Source organism: Ignavibacteriales bacterium, from assembly GCA_026390795.1.
GTDB lineage: Bacteria > Bacteroidota > Ignavibacteria > Ignavibacteriales > Melioribacteraceae > Fen-1258.
Genome location: JAPLFG010000003.1, coordinates 2,326,868 through 2,347,208, shown reverse-complemented (window position 1 = coordinate 2,347,208; position 20,341 = coordinate 2,326,868). Strand labels below are relative to the sequence as shown.

Genomic DNA, 20,341 nt, shown 5'->3' with positions numbered 1-20,341 from the left:
GAATGAACCTACATGAATACTATAAAAATGAAACTACTTATCACCCTGATATTTGCCGCACTTGCCGTCGCAAAACTGAACGCGCAGAATTCAAATGAGAGTTTGAGTGAAAATCAAAAAGCAAATATTATTAACAAAACACTTGAACTAGTTAAAGAAAACTACGTCTTCCCTGACAAGTTCAATAAAATAGAAACCGACATTAAAAGAAGACTCTCTAAAAATGAATACAGTGAATATTCCGATCCGCAGCAATTTCTTAATAGGCTTAATAAGGATCTGCAAACTGCCGGAGAGGATAAACATCTTAAGATTTCTTTTAGTCCCGATTTAGTTAAGCAGATAAAAGCAGAAAAAAACAGCGGGGTTCAGGGACCTGCCTCATACACTCCCGAACTACTGGCATGGATAAGGTTCGAAAATTACGGCTTGAGAACGGTCGAAAGATTAGAAGGCAATATTGGTTATTTTAAATTCGATCGGTTTACAGATTTAAAATTGGCAAAGGAAAGTACCACCGGTGCTATGAATTTCATCAGCAGTTCATCGGCAATAATACTTGATTTTAGAGAAAACGGGGGCGGTGATTCCGATGCTTCCGAATTAATTGTAAATTATTTTCTGCCGGATGGGAAAAAATTAGGCGATGTTAAATTTAGAAAAGCTGCCCAGTCAAAAGAAAGTATTGTTAAATATGATCCTTCGGTTAAAAAAATTCCGGATAATGTGCCTTTGTATATTTTAGTCAGCAATAAAACCGCTTCTGCCGCTGAAGCTGTTTCATACGTTTTACAGCAATTTAAAAGAGCGATTATTGTTGGAGAACAAACAAGTGGAAAAGCTAATCCCGGCGAGTTGTTTATTATAAATGATTTTCTATACATGATGGTCCCAACCGGATCTTTTAACGTATTGCCTACCGGAAAAAATTGGGAGGGAACAGGAGTAACACCGGATATTAAAATCGATCAATCCAAAGCTTTAGCGAAATCGATGGCTGAAATTTGCACTCAACTTGAAAATCGCGATCCAAACGAAGAACACAAACAAATTTATAGATGGCTGTTACCCGAATATGAAGCGCAGCTAAACCCTGAAGTTCCGTCGATAGATTTCATCAATAAAATAGTGGGTAATTATGAAGACGACAGGAAAATTATTTTTGAAGACCGGGTGCTTTATTATGTAAATAAATCCGGGGCTAAAAAAATTCTAACTTATATAAACAATCATACTTTTATGCTGGAAGGAAGAGAAGATGTTAGGTTAAAAATGCCGGTCATCGAAACGCCAATTAAATATTTTGAATTTGTTTGGAGTGACGGACCTGTAGAAAGAATAAAAAGAATAATGTAATGCATTCGGAGTAAGGAGCTGCACATAAAAAATGAAGAATTCTTTGGAACCGATATCAGCAAAATGTATAAATAGGATTAAATATGAAACGGACAAAGGCTAATCAGCTTTGCCGTTTGATATCAATTCAAAAACAGAAAAAGGAATAGATATTATATGGACTATGTTTATTTTAAATTAATACACCTTACCGCCGTTGTAATTTTTTTAGGAAATATAATAACCGGGCTTTACTGGATGTACGTTGCAGTAAAGACGAAAGACCTAAAAATAATTGCCCATACTATGAAGAGCCTAATAAAGGCTGATAAATATTTTACAATTCCGGGCGTTATTATTATTACCGCCGGCGGAATAGTGGCAGCTATATACGCACACTACCCGATTCTTCGAACTGGCTGGATCTTTTGGTCCATCGTGCTTTTTACAATTTCCGGTATTGTCTTTGGAGTTAAGGTTGCACCTTTGCAAAAAAAAATATATAACCTTGTTTTGAATAAAGATGAGTCGAAGGATTTTGATTGGGTAAATTTCCACAAAATTTATCTGGAGTGGGATATTTGGGGGCTTGTTGCATTATTGACACCTCTTGCTGCTTTTGTAATGATGATACTTAAAATTCCACAATAAAAATATTTTTTCCAGCTAACCATAATAAGTTGGATATAAACACTTTGAATAGAAGAATTCAATAACAAAATGTTAAAATGTATAAAAAACAAAGCACTCAAAATTATTTACTCTGGCATAATTGCAGGTTTTATATGTGAAGAAGTTTTAGTAGTACTATTTATGTTCTCGCCTGTGCAAAAAAATCTATATACGCCAAATTGGCAAATCAAATTATTCATAGAAGTAATCCCACAAGAGATCTTTTTCCATCTATTGATGGTCTACTAATATTAAGTATTGCTCATAGTTGATTATTTACACTATTTCGAAAATCTATTCCTTTGCAAAACTGGATGAGAAGATGTTTGTTTTAAGGATTTACAATTTGTCTAATGTATTGGGTTTTTCGGAAATGGTTTGTTTATCACACTTTATTGCAAGAAGCAATTTTATTGAAACTATTTGAATTAACAATATTGATAAATGGCAGCTTTGTAGAAGCAATAATTATTTCAAAGTTTCTTTATGAAAAAGCAAACTAAATTTATTTATTAGCCTGAATGGAAAAATCAGGTTGCTAAAATACTTTTTGAATCTGTTATTTTTTTGCAACGTTTGACAAAAATAAACAGACAATTAAAACGAAGAGAAAGAAAAACGACTTTTAACAACGGCAAGTTCAAAAGACGACTATAGAAGTAAAAGAAAACATAGACAATTGTAATCAAAAAACATTTAAATATTATGCTGACAAGTGAAAAATATATTGTTAGTATTAATGATTTCTTTAATAGGACTGACTCTTTGTAATCATATAAACAATAATAGCAATGATAGCACACTTCGCAACAGCCATTATACTTCATGTAATTGGTCTTATTATTCTCCAGAACTGAAAAGAATGCTGACATCTCACACATATTTATCAAATATGTTAGTAGCGTTTAGACCATTGAATGTCAGCCTGCATAAGTAAAATAACTTTCCCCATTGTCCTTTTGATGTATCAACAGAAGATTTGCACGCACAAGTTTTATCAAAGTACGAGAAGCTCGTCTCTCGGAAATATTTGCAAATTTGCATAACTCTTTCACCGTCAATTCCTCTTTTTGATCAAGTAGATTAAAGACAATTTTTTCCTTGTCGCCGACAATATATTTCTCTAAAATTTTTCCGGTAGATTGGCTCTGTAAAAGTTTGATCATTTCTTTACTCGCAAGAACACTTTTGTCATTAACCCGTACATACACTTGAGCATCATTCAAGTTGAGTGCTTTTTTATAATCTTGTATGCGATGTGGTTTAAATTTGGATTCAATGACTTCTACAATGAGCAGATCTTTTTTATCGATTTCGACAGCATCAATTTTTAGATCAACATGAGGTTCGCAAAATTTTTCAGCCGCGTCGTTTACAAGATCAAGATCGCTCTTTTCGCTCTCTATCCCATAAATGGATTTATCATCATCAACGCCAAAGAGAATAAATCCGCCGCGTGTATTTGCAAATGCGATCATCTCCTTTGCAATTTTTTCATGAGAAGAGAAACGCTGTTTAAACTCAACATTTAATCCTTCTCCCTTTTCAATTAAATCCAATACTTTTTTTCGGGTGATCATTGCATTCGATATGTGTTGACAATCCTATTTTTCGATACGTTTTAATTTAGTCGTGTCGGTTTTTGTTTTAAGACTATCGCTGGGGGGAGATTTTAAAGAATCTTGTTTCTGTGCCGGAACTTTTAAGAGAGGACGATTAACAATTTTATCGTCTTTACCTATCTCTCGTTTCTGTTGTTGTTCAACAACTGTTTTATTTAGCTCAGCGGATTTGGCTTCTTTCTCTTTTTGCTTTGCTTCCAATTCTTTCTGTTTATTCTCTTCCTCTTTCCGTATTCTTTCCTTTTCATTCTTATACTCTGTAAGTTTAGCTAAGACAGTACCGGCAAGAGGAGACTTCGCAAAATCTTTAATTATCATTCCATACGAAGAAGCCGCTGAATCATACATTTTTAGATTATTTTCGTATATCAATCCAATATAATATGCCGATTTAGGTGCAAAGGATGATTCCGGAAATTTTAAATAAATTGTTCTAAATGAATCGATTGCTTCTACATATTTTTTGCTGTAATACAATTGTTCCGCTGTATCATAAAATTTTTCGGCGGGATCCGCTTCTTTTTTTGCAACAATAATATTCTCTTCTTTCTTAACAAGACCTAATTTTTGTGCTACGGCATTCCTTAAAGGATCCTTTTCGAAATTATCATAGATGTATTTAAAAATGCTGTCTGCTTTCACCGAATCATTATGCGTTTCATAATAAGTGCCTAATGCATACATTGTTTGAACTTTGACCGGCTTATCAGGAAAGTCGTTCAATATTTTTTTGAAATAAAAATACGCCGAATCCGACCGATCCAACTCTGAATAAAAAAGACTTGCAAGTCCGTACAAACTTTTGGCAAGTATAGTACCCAGTGTATCCGCAGACAGTTTTACGTTTTCCGGTTTTTTATATCTGCCAAGCGCAATTAATTGAGAAGGAGTTGGGATCAATCCTATTTTGGGATTTCGAAATAGTACCAATTGTTGTTGTTTGTATTGTTGTTCTAGAAATGAAATATCAAATTTTTGCTGATTTATAGCATTCGGATCCGTGGTTTGAGTCTCGCTCATTTTATTCACATCATCCATATATTGCCGATATGCAATTTCATAATCAACGGAGTCTCTTACAAACAATGTTGGATCTTTTTTATACCCAATTTTAGTTTCTAAATCCTTTTCTTCTTCCTTAAAAGCAAAGTACTTGTTTAAATTCGTTGCTTGAAGTCCTGCTTCCGTTTTATCTTCTCTTGGAGCCATTGATATTGCTGCTCTACTATAGTAAGTATATGCACTATCATAAAGTCCTAGTTTCTTGCGGTATATCTCACCAAGTCTTGCCTCTGCAATTCCCGATGTAGGAAATTGTCTATACGTCGTGTCAACCTCGCGAAAAATATCGATTGCCGGATTGATGCGGTCTTTCTCAACATATATTTGTCCAATTTCAATTAACACCTGGTCAAGATAATTCTTGAATTTGCCGAGATACCTCAGATCGTTAAAAGCTGTTTCGCTTTCATCCAATCTTTTAAGTGATTTTAAAAGCTTTGCTGATTCAAACCGGCTTTTAAAATCAATATCAACGGTCGGAGAATATTTTGAAACTGAAGTGAAAGCTTGAAATGCATTTTCCGCATCATTCAGTTGAAGATATATTTTACCCATCTGATAAGAAACAAGTGCGCAAATTTCATCATCTTTAGATTTACTTAAATAGTCTTTGCATTCATCAATTGCAGCACTTTGTTCTTCACGGAAAATTAAAAATGATATCTTTGTTATCGAAGCATCATTGAATAGTGCATCGTTACCTTCATTCACCGATGCGGTCTTAACATCGTTAATCAGTTTCAAACCTTCGTCAAAATCATGCAGCTGCAGATCTGTTTTAGCGAGCCATAATTTATTTTCAGAAGAATATTTAGTTTTTCCAACTCCAGCAAGCTCCGTAAATTTTCTTTGGGCACGAGCATATTCCTGCTGGTAATAAAGAGCTTTCCCGGTTATAAAAAGCGCGTCGGCAAAATAGGATGAGTTCTTTTCGTATTGCAGAATCTTTGAACACTTCTCAACAACTTTTTTCAGATTATCATTGAGAGTCCCGCTTAGTTGAGGGGTAGCCGTTTGATTTGCAAATTGAGTAGAGTTAGGCTGAACTCCCTGTTGTCTGTTCCCGGTTTGCATTGCCTCGGTAGAATTCGTTGGTTGAACTCCAAACTGATTTGTTGGTTGAGTGCCATATTGCGACGTCAATCTTCCGCCGTATTGAGATGCCGCCTGCAAATCTTCTCTGAATACAAAGAGGTCTTTCTTCTGGTTTTTTATCTCTTCTTCAACTTGATCAAAAAGAGTTTTAGCATTATAGTAGGTATTAAAATAAGTAGTAAAGTCCGTCCACATACCGCAGCCGGAAAGACCAACTAGAAAGGTAAATAAAGATGCCGATGCAAATAGTTTTTTTGCTTTCTCGAAAAACATATTTTATCTCTCTGTTAATGATAAAGTAGTAAAAACTATTATACGGTCATCCTTCTTTTAGTGAGCGATAATTAAAGTGCCGACGGACCCGATTCGTCCGTTCTGATTCTTATAACATCATCAATTGTTGAAATAAAAATTTTACCGTCGCCAACTTGCCCGGTTTTTGCAGTTCGAAGAATTGCATCAACCGCCTTTTCCGTCATTGAATCATCAACAATAACTTCAATTTTTATTTTAGGAACAAATTCAATTTGATATTCACTTCCGCGGTATGTTTCTTTATGCCCTTTTTGTCTTCCGTAACCGCGCACTTCAGTAATTGTCATTCCCCTAATACCTTCTTCAAGCAGAGCTTCTTTTACATCGTCCAGTTTAAACGGGCGAATGATTGCTTCAATCTTCTTCATGAAAGTCTCTTATTAGGTATTTTTACCATGGCAATTTTTAAATTTTTTCCCGCTCCCGCAAGGGCATGGTTCATTACGGCCTGTTTTCTGTTCAACTTTTATCGGCTGCAATTTAACTCTATGACCGCCCTCTTCATCGCCTCCAGCCTGAGCCCGCAATCCTAAATTATCAGCAGAGTCTTTAATAGTCTGCATACGCTGAGCTTGAGCACTTTTTCTGGTTTGAACCTCTGCAGGTGCTTGAGGCCAGAATTTGAAACAGAATGCAACAACTTCATTTCTGATTTGTTCTAGTAAAGTTAAGAACAACCCGTAAGATTCGGATTTATATTCCAAGAGAGGATCTTTCTGACCATAGGCACGTAATCCAATTCCTTCTTTCAAATCATCCATTTCGCGAAGGTGTTCTTTCCACTTATCATCAATTACACTCAACACGGCATAACGTTCAAGACGTGCCATTAAATCGCTGCCGAGCATTTCTTCTTTGTGATGGTAAAAATCCTTTGCAGCATCAAAAAGTTTTTCTTTTACTCCGTCTTTTCCCAAATCCTCAAAAACTTTCGGTTCAAATTTCATATCCACTAAAAGATTTTGAAGAATTTCACCATGAATACTTTCGATATCACCTGCATCGTAATATTTATCAACAATGCTTTGAATGACTTCTTCGAGATAATCGAAAACTTCACCTTGCAGGCGTTCACCTTCCAGAGCCTGTTTTCTGCGCGCATAAATAACTTCGCGCTGTTGATTCATCACATTATCGAATTCTAGTAATCTTTTTCTTATCGCAAAGTTATTCTCTTCAACTTTTTTCTGTGCGCGCTCAACCGAACGTGTTATAAGCGGATGCTGGATAGCTTCGCCGTCTTCCATTCCAATACGGCTCATAATGTTTGTTATACGATCACTTCCAAAGATGCGCATCAAATCATCTTCCAGCGAGATGAAAAATTTGGTAGTTCCCGGATCTCCTTGACGACCCGAACGACCCCGTAACTGACGATCTATACGGCGTGCCTCGTGACGTTCGGTACCTAAAATATAAAGACCGCCGACATCAACGACACCTGCGCCTAATTTAATATCTGTACCTCGGCCAGCCATGTTTGTTGCAATTGTAACGGCACCTGGTTGACCAGCATATGCTACGATTTCCGCTTCACGTTGATGCTGTTTTGCATTAAACACATTGTGAGTTACTCCCTGCCGTTTTAACATTCTGCTTATCGTCTCGGAAACATCTACACTTGTTGTTCCAACAAGAACCGGGCGTTTTTCTTCGCGGAGTTCTTTTATTTTTTCAATAATTGCATTATACTTTTCACGCCGTGTTTTGTAAATGGAATCGTCTTCATCATCTCTAACAATCGGGCGGTTTGTAGGAGTTACTACAACTTCTAATTTATATATTTCGAAAAATTCACCTTCTTCGGTTTCCGCTGTTCCGGTCATACCCGCCAGTTTTTTATACAAACGGAAATAATTTTGCAGAGTTATGGTTGCCAGAGTCTGTGTATCGCGTTCAACTTTAACACTTTCTTTCGCTTCTATTGCCTGATGCAATCCGTCGGAATATCTTCTTCCCGGAAGAACACGTCCGGTAAATTCATCAACGATTGCAATCTTGCCTTCTTCTGTGATTACGTATTCAACATCTTTCTCGAAAAGTGTGTACGCTTTTAGAAGCTGATTTAATGTGTGAATACGGTCCGATCGTTCCGAATAAATATGGTATAGTTCATCTTTTCTTTTAACCTTAGCTTCGACAGACATTTCAGAATCATTTTCAATCTTGCTGATTTCGGTTCCTAAATCGGGAAGAACAAAAAATTCTTTCTGCTCCGAAGAACCCATTGCCAATTCTTCTCTTCCTTTTTCGGTAAGATCCATCTGGTTGTTTCGTTCTTCAATGGCAAAATAAAGCTCTTCATCAATCTCGGGCATCCGTTTTGCGTTTTCACGTAAGTATTCAAGTTCGGTTTGCTGCAAAAGTTTTTTGTTCTCCGGTTCCGAAAAAAGTTTTAATAACGCTTTATTTTTTGGAAATCCTCTGTGAGCGCGGAGAAGTAATACACCGGCTTTCTCTCTATCTTTTCCGTCTTCTGATTTTAATAACTGCTCTGCCTCATTAACTATTGACGCAACAAGGTTGGATTGTTTTCTCCACAAGCGTTCAACACGAGGTTTCATTTCATCAAATTTGTGCTCTGTTGAACCGACGGCTCCGGAAATAATAAGAGGTGTTCTGGCTTCATCAATTAATACAGAATCCACTTCATCAACAATTGCGTAGTTATGACCGCGCTGTACGCAGTAACTTTTTTCACTTGCCATATTATCACGCAAATAATCGAAGCCGAATTCGTTGTTCGTTCCGTAGGTGATATCGCAAGCATACATTTTAATTCTCTGTTCCGGTTCCATTGTATTGGTAATACAACCGATAGTCATTCCGTGGAATTTGTAAATCTCTCCCATCCATTCGCTATCGCGTTTAGCCAAGTAATCATTTACAGTAACAAGATGAACACCGCGGCCTGTAAGCGCATTCAAATAAACCGGAAGTGTTGCTACAAGTGTTTTTCCTTCTCCGGTTGCCATCTCTGCAATCTTTCCGTTGTGAAGAACAATTCCGCCCATCAGTTGAACATCATATGGAACCATATCCCAATGAATTTTATTACCGGCGGCATCCCAAGTTTTTCCAACAAGGCGTCTGCATGTATCTTTTACGACTGCAAAAGCTTCCGGAAGAATTTCACTCAGGACCTCTTCATAACGGTCAGTTAGTTCATTCTCAAGTCTTTCTATCTCGTCATAAATTGCATGCTTATCTTCGACGAATTGATCATCTAGAAGTTTATTTTTAAACTCTGTGAGGGGAGTTTGTATATCTTTTGTTGCGTCGGCAATACGTTGTTTGAACTCTGCGGTTTTAGCGCGGAGATCATCATCTGTCAAGGTCTGTAATTTTTCGAATTCAACGTTAATCTGATCTACAATAGGCCAGTAATCCTTTGTTGCACGCGTGTTTTTGTCTCCAAAAATCCTTTTCAACAGCGTACTAATCATCAAATGCTCCTTTTTTTTCGGCAGGCAAGTTAAATAAAGAGGGTTTGAAATGCAATGAAACAGCCTTTATAGACGCTTTTGTGCACTTTTCTTTTCTCCACAAAACTGTTCCGTTATGAATCTTAATAAGTTTTGCTTTTTATTTTACAATAAGAATCGATAGTGCGATTTATTTGCACAAAAACTATTTTAGTTACTGAAACTAATGATGAGTATTACTTTTGCGCGGAAAGAGATTTCAATTTTCGATTGGATTCGTAAATAGACTTGTTGAGCTGACCGAAGGGGCAATCTCATCAAACATCTTTGAGAATGTTTTACGAAAGTTGGAAAATCAAGCATCAAACTATTACTTCTCTGTAACTTCAGAATCAAATCTTCTTAGAATATTTACTTCAATTTATGATCGCACATTTTTCTTTCAAGAAATTTACGACTTTCCTCATCACGGGGAAATATTAATTGCAATCTCTGCCAGCAGTAATTATTTGACGGATATCGTTGTTCGAAATCCCGAATATCTCTACCAATTGTTCGACCAGGATTATCTTTCGAAAATTTTGGAAAATGATCATCTTAAGAAAGAAATCGGAGGTACATCTAGGTTTAAATCGATCGGCGCAAAAATGAATTTCTTGCGCCAGTTAAAAAAACGATTCGTCTTGAAAATTGGGCTCGTAGATATTCTCCGGATCGCCGATTTATCTTCAGTCACCGAACAACTATCATTATTAGCAAAGCTGATTAATTCAGGGCTCTTTGAAATTTGCTATAAAGAAGTATTAAGCAAATACAATATTGAAAAAGTAGATCAGAGATATTGCCTTTGTTCATTAGGAAAGTTAGGCGGCAACGAACTGAATTATAGTTCCGATGTTGACCTTATTTTGTTTTATGATTTTAACGGTACAATTAATGGAACACATAAAGAATATTTTGAAATATTATCGGAAGCAGCTCAATTTTTTATTAAATCGGCTTCGGCTGTAACAGATCATGGGTATATCTATCGAATCGATTTCCGTTTGCGCCCGGACGGTAAATTTTCCCCTCTTTGCAAATCATTGAACGACTACACCAAATATTACGAAACGCGCGGCGAGGATTGGGAACGTCAAATGTTAATAAAACTGGATTTTGTCTGCGGCGATGAATCGCTCTTTTCCCAATTTAGAGACTTTATTCACCCATATGTTTATCCATCTTCATTTTCTCATTCTATAAAAGATAAAATCAAGCAGATGAAAATGAATATTGAGAGACAGAATAAAGAGAAAGAAAACGTAAAAACTTTTGCTGGCGGAATACGCGATATTGAATTTTCAGTTCAAACTTTGCAATTAATAAATGGCGGAAAATTAAAATCACTTCGTACCGGCAATACTTTGAAAGCAATTTCTATTCTTGAAAAACAAAAGCTGCTGAAGAAAAAAGAATCTACCATACTTTCACACGCATATATTTTCTATAGAAATATTGAACATTTCCTGCAGTTAATGAATGATACGCAAACGCACGTCATTCCGGACAACAAAGAGCTTCTTAATAAACTTGTTGTTTTTACAGAGATGAAATCAATAGAAGATTTTAGAAACCGGTTGAGAACTTACCGCAAGAATGTCAAAACTATATATGAGAATATTTTAAAAACCGAGAAAAAAGACAAAATCATTTATGTTGGTTCAATTTTCAAAAACGCCTTGAATGCTGAAAAAAATATTTCATTTTTACAAAACGGTGCGGGATTAATCGGCAGAAAGGAATTTGATGCTAGAACAATTGAACTGTTTGATCTGATTGAACCGCAGATGTTAAAATATCTTAGAAAATCACCTGATCCAGATCTGACTTTAGATAACATAGTTAGGATTATCCGATCTACAAAATTCCCCTCTATCTGGTATAATGAATTTACAAATGAACAATTTTTTAAACATTTTTTGAGAATTTGTACATACTCTCAGAAAGCGGTTGATTTAATTTCAGCAGGTGGTCAAAACGAAGAATTCTTCCTCTCTAGAAAAGTTTTCGAAAATCTTTCGGAAAATCTGAATGAATATTCCACAACGGAATTGATTCTTTCCACTTCAGTACAATTTGCACTCGGTTTGATTTCGCAAAATGATGTCTCTCATATTTTATCATTATTTATTTCACAAAAAATAAAATTCCTATTAGATGAGATGAATTTGAGATATAATTTCTTTGTTGGCGGACTTGGAAGTTTAGGATCGGAAAATATGAACTTTGCTTCAGATATTGATTTGATTATAGTTGCCGAGGATGTTGAAGCACAACCGGAGATACAGAAGGATTTTCAAAGATTTATAACCTCAGCAATACAATTATTAAAACCGTTCGAAATAGATTTTAAATTGCGTCCCGAAGGTAAAAAGTCACCGCTTGTCTGGGGGATTAGTCATTACGCTATGTATATGGAAAAACGCGCACGCATTTGGGAGTTTCAATCGCTTCTAAAATTGAAAATGATTTATGGGGATGAAAAATTATTTAATGAATTCCGTAATATTTTTTTGAAACGAATTTCTCAGCTTGATTTAATAATTGTTCGCAACGAAATCAAACAAATGTATAATTCTATTCTTTCTCAGAATGTAAAATTTGCTGACAGTGGTTTCAATATTAAGAAAGAACGGGGTGGACTTCTTACTATTGATTTTATTCTGCAAACTGTCTGTCTTGTCAATCAGAAAATACATCATAAATGTCTCGGTAAAAATAATTTTGAAATTTTTTCTTTACTTAAAAATAAAATTGACAGCTCAGATTTGGTTGCATTAAAAGGTAATTATGTTTTTCTTAAACGAATGGAAATAGCAATCCAAAATCTTTTTAACAAGAACAACACAATTTTACCGGTTGGTGAAGAGAACAAGTCTGTTTTATCACATTTCCTGAAATATAAGAACACCAAGGATTATGAAATTCGAATTTCCGAAGTAATTAAATCCAATAATAAATTGTATGAGAAATATGTTGGTAAATAAAACAAAATTCGTTCAGAAATATTTTGCTGCAGCAACAGCATCATTTGTATTCATTATCTACCTTTTTACTTTAGCGCCTAGTGTCGTTCAAATTGATTCAGGCGAGCTTGCGGCGGTTCAAGCAACACTTGGTATTGCTCATCCAACAGGTTATCCCATCTTCACAATGATAGGATATTTATTTATCAAATTGCCTCTTCCATTTACTGCAGTCTTCAAAGCAAATCTCCTTGCGGCAATTTGGTGTGCTCTCGGAGTATTCGTTTTTATTAAGTCGGCATACTTAGTAGTTACCAACTATGAAACAAAAAGTGTTCAAGTCAAAAAGAGTAAAAAGAAAAAAGAAATTAAGGATGAAAATACTTCAATCAATAAAGTGAATAATTCCATTGGGATTCTTGCATCTGCATTTAGCGGAATTACATTAGCATTCAGCTCAACGTTTTGGGCTCAATCAACGTCTGTGGAAGTTTACTCGCTTCAGGTCTTTTTGTTCTCATTGATCACTTTCTTGACCCTTAGAGCTTACTTTTCAACCGATGGAAAAATTATTAATTGGATTTGGGTTGCGGTATCGCTTGCTTTGGGTTTTGCTAATCATATGACAACGCTTTTGATTCTTCCCTTAGTTGCCGTTCTCTTTTTTCAAAAAGAAAAATTTAGCATCGCGTCAATTAAAAAAATATTATTGATGCTTGTTCTCTTTATTCCGTTGCTTGTTCTTTTTTATCTCTATCTCCCCCTAAGAGCTTCGGCAAATCCTCATATCAATTGGGGGAACCCAATAAATTTTGAAAACTTTTTCAGACATGTTTCCGGAAAGCAGTATCAAATCTGGCTCTTCGAATCATTCGCTGCAGCTGGAAAACAATTAAAATATTTTCTTTCCGACTTTCCATCAGAGTTCAGTTATGTCGGTTTGATTATTGGTCTAATTGGCATGATCGCAACTTATCGTAATTTCCGCAAAATATTTTATGCTTTGATTGCAACATTTCTCTTCGCTGTTCTCTATTCAATTAATTACGATATTGTTGATATTGATTCTTACTTCCTCCTCGCTTATATGATGTTTGCGTTTTTTGTAGTATTTGGTTTTTATATAATTCTGATATACCTAAGCCGCAAATCAAATTTCAGAATTGCGGCAGCAAGCGCATTGCTTCTATCACTTTTCCCGGTAGCAATTAATTTCAGTGAAGTGAACCAGAACGATGACTATGCATTCGAAGATTATACAAGAGCAATTCTAAACAGCACGGAAAAAAATTCGGTGATCTTTACATATCAGTGGGATTATTTCGTTTCAGCATCATATTATTTTCAGTTGGTAGAAAACTACCGAAGTGATGTAAAGGTAATAGATAAAGAACTTCTAAGAAGGTCTTGGTATTACAACCAGTTGAAGAGAAACCATCCGGATGTAATTAAGAACTTGGATGAAGATATTTCAAATTTTCTAAATGTTCTCCGACCGTTTGAGCGAAGTGAAAAATTTGAACCGGATCTTATTGAGAAATATTACCGGACAATTATGACAGATCTCATTTCTGAAAACATTGCCAAAAGGAATTATTACATAGGATTAGAATTGGTACAGAACGAAATAAGAAACAGTGAGTTTACATTACCGGAAGGATATCAAATTGTTCCTTATCTCTTTCTTTTCAAAGTTGTGAAAGGAAATGATTACGTTCCGGCACCGGATCCTAATTTCACAATTAGATTTCCGCAAAACAAGAACAAGTACATTAATTTCATTGAAAATGCGGCAGCGACAATGTTGATTTATAGAACTGCCTACGAATTGCAATTTAATAAACCGGAAAGAGCAAGAGTTTATTTTAACAAAGTAAAAAAGGATTTTCCAGATTATCAGATCCCATACGATATAGAAAGCCGGTTAAGTCAAAAGGATAATGATAAGAATTAATAAACATATAACAATTAAGGAAAGCGAGTTAATATTCAATTTTATTCGCTCTTCCGGACCTGGCGGACAAAACGTAAACAAAGTCTCCACTGCTGTTCAATTACGATTCGCAATTTCTTCTTCCGAATCTTTGAGTGAAGATGTAAAGAGAAGATTAAAATCTATTGCCGGGAGAAAAGTAACCAAAGATGATGTGCTTATAATTGAAGCTAGACGGTTCAGGACGCAGGAGGCAAATCGGCAAGATGCTATTTCCCGTTTAATAGAATTGATTGATAAAGCATCAAAGAAAAGGAAACAAAGAATTAAGACTAATCCCACTGCCGGATCAAAAGTGAGAAGAATTGAGACAAAGAAGAAATTAGGTGAAAAGAAAAGATTAAGAAAATATTCAGATCAATCGTAATCTTTTTAGATGCATGATATTTGTATTAATTTGGAACGTTAGGCAAGATTAAAATTAAGTTCGGTAAGAACACTGCATAGAGAATCCACATTGAGATACAAACCGCAAGCGGGATTGTAAAATTATCATCAGCCCATTCACCGGAAACATTTTCAGCGATAGCGCCGATGGCGACAGCAATAATCCCGATTAAATATTCTGTTAAATTGCCTTCTATCTTTGGAGCCAAAAGAACTACAAAACAAGAAGAGACAAAAAATGCAAGAGTGCCTTCCAAACTTTTTAATAAAAATTTTGTCTTCCCGAATTTTCTTCCTATAAGCGCCGCGGAACTATCGCCAATTATCAGTACGGCAAATGCGGTAACAACAAAAACTTTGGGAAATAATAAAATTACAAGTACAGCGGAAAGCAAAACATATGTAGCACCGTTAAGATTTTTTTTCTTTGAATCTTTTTCGTGCTTCCGCATGATGAAACCGAAAATTTTATCAACAAGATTTGAGAGTGCTTTGTGATAATATCTTCCGTAGTCGATAAAGAGGGAGAAAAATGTCAAGGGAATTAGGATTGTTAAGGCTAATTCCCTTGTTATAAAATAATAGATGGTTGGAATAGAAAGAGAGAAAAGATGAATAAGTTTTCTTAAAACTTCACTCTTATAATCTATAGTTGCACGGTCAGTTGCTGTCATTTTTATCAGAAGTCTTAACAGGTTCTCTTTTCTTTTTTTCTTCTAACAGCTGCTGAACGTGATCCGGCAAAACATTTTCCGATGCTTTATTGGCATCGGTACCGTTACGTTTGATTGGAGGAAGCACTTCTCCGCGCATAATTTTATCTATCTCATCGCCGTCAAGAATTTCACGTTCTAATAATTCTTTAGACAACTTATGAAGCACCTCAATATTTTCCGAAAGAATTTTTTCCGCACGATCCATACCACTCATAATAATTCTTTTTAATTCTGTATCTATATCCTGCGCAGTCTGCTCACTAAAATCTTTATGTTTTGTAATTTCCCGACCTAAGAAAATCTCCTGATCTTTTTGACCGTAAGCTATAGGTCCAAGCTTTTCACTCATTCCCCATTCACAAACCATCTTACGCGCAATACTGGTTGATTTCTCGATATCGTTTCCGGCACCGGTTGTAAAACGGTTGAACACCAATTTTTCGGCAGCTCGTCCGCCAAGTGCATAAGTAATCATTGCTTCAAGATAATTTTTAGAGTAGGTATGTTTTTCATCTACCGGCAAATAAGTTGTAACACCAAGAGCTCTGCCGCGAGGAATAATTGTAACTTTGTGAACAGGATCAGCTTCAGGAATCATTTTCGCAACAAGCACATGACCGATCTCATGATAAGCCGTAATTTTTTTCTCTTCTTCTGTAATAATTAAACTTTTTCTCTCCATTCCCATCATTACTTTGTCTTTGGCTTCCTCAAAATCTTCCATCGAAACATCTTTTTTATTTTTGCGTGCGGCAAGTAATGCTGCTTCATTAACAAGGTTCGCAATATCCGCACCGGCAAGTCCCGGTGTGCCTTTTGCTAATACTTCTAGGTCAACATCTACACCCAAAGGAATTTTTCTTGTATGAACTTTAAAAATTCCTTCCCTGCCTTTAACATCCGGGCGGTCAACAACAACCTGGCGGTCAAAACGTCCCGGACGTAACAATGCAGGATCAAGAACGTCAGGTCTGTTCGTTGCTGCAATAATTATTACACCGCTGTTTTGTTCAAATCCATCCATTTCAACGAGCAGTTGATTCAATGTTTGTTCACGCTCATCATGCCCGCCGCCTAAACCGGCACCGCGATGTCGCCCCACTGCATCAATCTCATCAATAAAAATTATACATGGTGCGCTTTTCTTTCCCTGCTCAAATAGATCTCTGACACGACTGGCGCCAACACCAACAAACATTTCAACGAAATCGGCACCACTTATGGAAAAGAATGGAACTCCAGCTTCTCCGGCAACAGCACGTGCCAACAAAGTTTTACCAGTTCCAGGAGGTCCCAATAATAAAACGCCGCGGGGAATTTTTCCGCCGAGTCTTTGAAATTTACCGGGCTCTTTTAAAAATTCAATGATCTCTTCAAGTTCCTGCTTTGCTTCATCGGCACCGGCAACATCTTTAAATGTTACTTTAATTGCAGATTCCGATATTAATTTTGCTTTACTCTTTCCAAAGTTAAAAATGCCGCGTGTTCCGCCACCGCCTGCACCGCCGCCTTGCATTCTTCTGAAAATAAAGATCCACACAGCAATTATTAATAACCAAGGAAGGAACCCAAGAAGAACCGTCATCCATTCGTTAGATTCTTTTACATAAGTGTATTTTATATTTTTTTCATCCCAAACTTTTTTCTGCTCTGCAAGGTCAGTTTGATCAATTACTACGGTAAAAACCGTAACATTAACATAATTACCATTAATCATTTTTTTTTGCGGTTCGGTAAGAGTTCCTTCAAAACGGTAATCGCTGGCATCGGTTTTAATGATTTTTGCATCTTTGATTTTACCGTTCAGCAAAAAATCTTTATATACATCGTATGTAACTTCAACTGATCCGGTGGCAGATCCCGCCCTCATAACTTGCATAACAATTACAGCGGCAACTATAACCGCACCCCAACTGAAAACAGTTTTAATAATTTTTCCCCAATCAAAATCTCCGTCGGGTTTCTGGGGAATACCTGGACCTTTTTTCTTATTAGTTTGATCTGGTTTATTGTTTTCTTCAGCCATGAACAATTTATTCATGTTATCTCGCATTTAAATTCTTTCTCCGTTATTCGCTTAAAACATAGATTGAGCTAAGATTTCGATATTTTTGCGCATAGTCGAGACCGTATCCAATCACAAATTTATTTGGAATTTTGAAGCCAATATAATCAATTCCGACATCATATTTTAAACTCTCCGGCTTCACCAAAAGAGAGGCAACCTTCAAACTTGCCGGGTTATGTTCTTTAATCATCTTCTCGATATAATTGATCGATAACCCGGTATCAATAATATCTTCAACTATAACTAGATGCCGATCATTTATGTCGGCATTTAAATCTTTAACAAGCTTTACTTTACCGGAAGAAATTTTTTCATCGCCATAACTTGAGAGTTTGAAAAAATCCATTTCGCAGTTGATTGTTATATTCTTCAGTAAATCCGACATGAACATAAATGAGCCGTTCAATACGCCAATAAAAATAGGAAGCTTAGTTTTATACTCTTCGGATAGCTGCTTGCCGAGTTCGGCAATTCTTTTTTGAATCACTTCTTCGGTCAAATATGGAACAAATTTTTCAGTTCCTACCCAAATCTCGTTTTTACTGTTTATTATTTCACCCATAGTTTATATACTTTTTTTGTTTTTGAATTCAGTTTATAACGGTCGTCAATCCTTAAACCAACAACCCATACAATTTGGTTCCTATTTAACAAAACAAGTTGATCTTTCCGCAATGAAGAAGGAATTTTTATGTCGGTTAAAAAATCCGATACTTTTTTAAAGTGAGTCATTCCAATCGGTTTAAATTTATCTCCGGATTTCCAACCTCTTAAAATAAACTTTTCATTTAGATTATCTGCCGAGATAAATTCTGTTTTCATATCAGTTCTAAATTTGACCTTCTCTTTATCGGCGAGTTCAACACCTACCTCTCTTGAACCGAAAAGAATTTTGGATCCAATTCCAATTTCGACTTTTCCGTAAGATGTTTTTTGCTTCCTTTGGATTCTAATGCTATCACTTTCACGCAGTGCGATAAGATTTGATGATAACTGGACTTGCTTTCCTTTCTGTTTTGGCAAGAGAGAATTAATTTTTTGATAATCATCAAATTCGAGCGCGTATTCAAAATGTTCTTTTAATAAAGCTCTCAATACCTCTCCCGGTATTGAACCATTAAATATATCTTTCAACTTAATTTTGATATCGACCGCGTTTAGCTTGCGGACTACAAACCTAGCAATAAGGTTTGCAACGATAGTTTCATTTAGCTGAAGCGAGTTAACTAAATTTTGAGACGACCGGAATAACGCTTCATCAATTTGAGGATTAAGTCTGATTTTAATCAATGGAATTATTTGGTTACGGATATAATTCCTTCTGAAATCATCAAGGAGATTTGATGAATCAACACGGTAATTTATTTTTTCTTTTTTTAGATATTCAAGAATTTCTTGTTTGCTCAAACAGATTAACGGCCGTACAATATTTTTCCTTTGAATCGGAATTCCCTTTAATCCCGAGAGTCCGGTTCCGTTGAAAAGATTCATCAAAATTGTTTCAGTATTATCGCTGAGATTATGAGCAGTTACAATTTTTGTACAGTTCATTTTTTTGGCTATACTTTCTAAATTTTTATAACGCATCAGACGAGCTGCTTCTTCAATTGAAAACTTATTCTTTTTAGCAAATTCTTTTACGTTCAATTTCTGCGATATAAATTCGATATTCAACCGGGTACAAAATTCTTTTGCGAAATTCGCATCTTCATCGGATTCATTACCGCGTAAACCATGGTTGAAATGAAGTGCGAGCAATTCAATCTTATATTTCTTCCTGAACTTGTTTAAGAAATTAAGAGCAAAAACAGAATCGGGTCCGCCGCTGAAAGCGACTAAAATTTTATCACCTTCATGAATCAGCTTAAACTGTTCAATAAATTTTAGAACTTTTTGTTCCGTTTTTTTCATTCAACAATACCTGTAGTAGTCATTCTGATTGAAGACAGAACTGAAACGAAGAATCTCTACTTAGATAATTAGTTGAGACTCTTCTCCAGATAAGCCAAAATCAGAGTGACAGACTAGTATAAAAAGAAAGTCTCAAAAGAGACTTTCCGTAAATTTCAGAAATCAATTTTGAAACCAGATCTATTCGATACCGAGCACTTCAAATTTGATTAGCCCTGCCGGTACTTTTGCTTGAACCACTTGTTTTACTTTTGTACCCATTAATGACTGTCCCACCGGAGAAGTAATAGATATTTTCCCTTGATCAATATCCGCTTCTTCGGGGGAAACTAAAGTATATTTATAAGTTTTTGAGTTGTTCAAATTCTTAACTGTAAGTGTGGAAAGAATATGCGCCTGATCTTTAGGCATATTGGTAATATCTATCACAGATGCTCTTGAAAGGAGGTCTTCCATTTTACTGATTCTTAACTCAAGAAGACCTTGTTCTTCCTTAGCGGCATCATATTCTGCATTTTCGGAAAGATCGCCATGAGAACGAGCTTCTGCAATTCTTTCCGCCATGGATTTGCGTCCCTTGGTTTTCATATCCGCCAATTCTTTTTCGAGCTCTCTAATTCTTTCTTTGCTCAGGTAAACAAAATTTGTCACTTCAAAAACTCCTAATTAATGCTTAGATAAAAAAAATTGCCACTGCTTTTCCGCAGTGGCACTCAAAACTTAAAAAATTCT

Annotated in this window: 13 protein-coding genes and 1 pseudogene; 5 read left to right on the top strand and 9 right to left on the bottom strand. The window is 35.8% G+C overall.

What is annotated here, in order from left to right; all coding sequences use genetic code 11:
* Positions 1-12: 12 nt before the first annotated feature.
* Entirely contained in the window at positions 13-1,356 is a 1,344-nt protein-coding gene (locus NTX65_13680; protein ID MCX6170391.1) for a S41 family peptidase, read from the top strand.
* A gap of 156 nt (positions 1,357-1,512) precedes the next feature.
* A complete protein-coding gene (locus tag NTX65_13675) occupies positions 1,513-1,986 on the top strand; it encodes a DUF2269 family protein (GenBank protein MCX6170390.1) in 474 nt (157 codons plus the stop codon).
* Between the two features lie 941 nt (positions 1,987-2,927).
* On the opposite strand, the gene NTX65_13670 is transcribed toward NTX65_13675, so the two are convergent.
* From NTX65_13670 to secA, 4 genes are all read right to left on the bottom strand, one after another.
* Positions 2,928-3,587 carry an ATP-binding protein gene (locus NTX65_13670; protein MCX6170389.1) on the bottom strand — a complete coding sequence of 220 codons (660 nt, stop codon included), beginning with the start codon at positions 3,585-3,587 and terminating at the stop codon, positions 2,928-2,930.
* A 24-nt stretch (positions 3,588-3,611) separates the two neighbouring features.
* A complete protein-coding gene (locus tag NTX65_13665) occupies positions 3,612-6,059 on the bottom strand; it encodes a hypothetical protein (GenBank protein MCX6170388.1) in 2,448 nt (815 codons plus the stop codon).
* Between the two features lie 71 nt (positions 6,060-6,130).
* Positions 6,131-6,469 (bottom strand): P-II family nitrogen regulator, encoded by a 339-nt coding sequence (locus NTX65_13660; GenBank protein MCX6170387.1) that lies wholly within the window; start codon positions 6,467-6,469, stop codon positions 6,131-6,133.
* A gap of 12 nt (positions 6,470-6,481) precedes the next feature.
* Positions 6,482-9,547, bottom strand: coding sequence for a preprotein translocase subunit SecA (gene secA / locus NTX65_13655; protein ID MCX6170386.1), 3,066 nt, complete (start codon positions 9,545-9,547; stop codon positions 6,482-6,484).
* 221 nt (positions 9,548-9,768) lie between these two features.
* Between secA and NTX65_13650 the strand changes: the two genes are divergently transcribed.
* The 3 genes from NTX65_13650 to arfB are packed head-to-tail and all read left to right on the top strand — an operon-like array spanning position 9,769 to position 14,894.
* The gene (locus NTX65_13650; GenBank protein MCX6170385.1) at positions 9,769-12,555 is read left to right on the top strand and encodes a hypothetical protein; all 2,787 of its coding nucleotides are present in this window, start codon (positions 9,769-9,771) and stop codon (positions 12,553-12,555) included.
* Positions 12,542-14,488: a DUF2723 domain-containing protein gene (locus NTX65_13645; protein MCX6170384.1), complete on the top strand. Its 1,947-nt coding sequence runs from the start codon at positions 12,542-12,544 to the stop codon at positions 14,486-14,488. The genes NTX65_13650 and NTX65_13645 overlap by 14 nt, the downstream gene beginning before the upstream one ends.
* Positions 14,475-14,894, top strand: coding sequence for an alternative ribosome rescue aminoacyl-tRNA hydrolase ArfB (gene arfB, locus NTX65_13640; protein ID MCX6170383.1), 420 nt, complete (start codon positions 14,475-14,477; stop codon positions 14,892-14,894). The genes NTX65_13645 and arfB overlap by 14 nt, the downstream gene beginning before the upstream one ends.
* Before the next feature lie 25 nt (positions 14,895-14,919).
* On the opposite strand, the gene NTX65_13635 is transcribed toward arfB, so the two are convergent.
* The 5 genes and pseudogenes from NTX65_13635 to greA form a co-directional block, all read right to left on the bottom strand.
* Positions 14,920-15,588, bottom strand: a complete 669-nt coding sequence (locus tag NTX65_13635; protein MCX6170382.1) for an SEC59/DGK1/VTE5 family protein — start codon at positions 15,586-15,588, stop codon at positions 14,920-14,922.
* Positions 15,575-17,593 (bottom strand): annotated as a pseudogene (ftsH, locus tag NTX65_13630) (ATP-dependent zinc metalloprotease FtsH). Before ftsH ends, NTX65_13635 begins: the two are co-directional and overlap by 14 nt.
* A 106-nt stretch (positions 17,594-17,699) precedes the next feature.
* The gene (gene hpt, locus NTX65_13625) at positions 17,700-18,260 is read right to left on the bottom strand and encodes a hypoxanthine phosphoribosyltransferase (protein MCX6170381.1); all 561 of its coding nucleotides are present in this window, start codon (positions 18,258-18,260) and stop codon (positions 17,700-17,702) included.
* Entirely contained in the window at positions 18,248-19,609 is a 1,362-nt protein-coding gene (gene tilS, locus NTX65_13620; GenBank protein ID MCX6170380.1) for a tRNA lysidine(34) synthetase TilS, read from the bottom strand. Before tilS ends, hpt begins: the two co-directional genes overlap by 13 nt.
* 180 nt (positions 19,610-19,789) lie before the next feature.
* Positions 19,790-20,260 carry a transcription elongation factor GreA gene (greA, locus tag NTX65_13615; GenBank protein ID MCX6170379.1) on the bottom strand — a complete coding sequence of 157 codons (471 nt, stop codon included), beginning with the start codon at positions 20,258-20,260 and terminating at the stop codon, positions 19,790-19,792.
* Between the last annotated feature and the right edge of the window lie 81 nt (positions 20,261-20,341).

What these genes read in the sequence shown, in the direction of transcription:
- NTX65_13680 (MCX6170391.1), top strand. Translation starts at nt 13, where the DNA reads ATGAATACTATAAAAATGAAACTACTTATCACCCTGATATTTGCCGCA.
- NTX65_13675 (MCX6170390.1), top strand. Translation starts at nt 1,513, where the DNA reads ATGGACTATGTTTATTTTAAATTAATACACCTTACCGCCGTTGTAATT.
- NTX65_13670 (MCX6170389.1), bottom strand. Translation starts at nt 3,587, where the DNA reads ATGATCACCCGAAAAAAAGTATTGGATTTAATTGAAAAGGGAGAAGGA.
- NTX65_13665 (MCX6170388.1), bottom strand. Translation starts at nt 6,059, where the DNA reads ATGTTTTTCGAGAAAGCAAAAAAACTATTTGCATCGGCATCTTTATTT.
- NTX65_13660 (MCX6170387.1), bottom strand. Translation starts at nt 6,469, where the DNA reads ATGAAGAAGATTGAAGCAATCATTCGCCCGTTTAAACTGGACGATGTA.
- secA (MCX6170386.1), bottom strand. Translation starts at nt 9,547, where the DNA reads ATGATTAGTACGCTGTTGAAAAGGATTTTTGGAGACAAAAACACGCGT.
- NTX65_13645 (MCX6170384.1), top strand. Translation starts at nt 12,542, where the DNA reads ATGTTGGTAAATAAAACAAAATTCGTTCAGAAATATTTTGCTGCAGCA.
- arfB (MCX6170383.1), top strand. Translation starts at nt 14,475, where the DNA reads ATGATAAGAATTAATAAACATATAACAATTAAGGAAAGCGAGTTAATA.
- NTX65_13635 (MCX6170382.1), bottom strand. Translation starts at nt 15,588, where the DNA reads ATGACAGCAACTGACCGTGCAACTATAGATTATAAGAGTGAAGTTTTA.
- hpt (MCX6170381.1), bottom strand. Translation starts at nt 18,260, where the DNA reads ATGGGTGAAATAATAAACAGTAAAAACGAGATTTGGGTAGGAACTGAA.
- tilS (MCX6170380.1), bottom strand. Translation starts at nt 19,609, where the DNA reads ATGAAAAAAACGGAACAAAAAGTTCTAAAATTTATTGAACAGTTTAAG.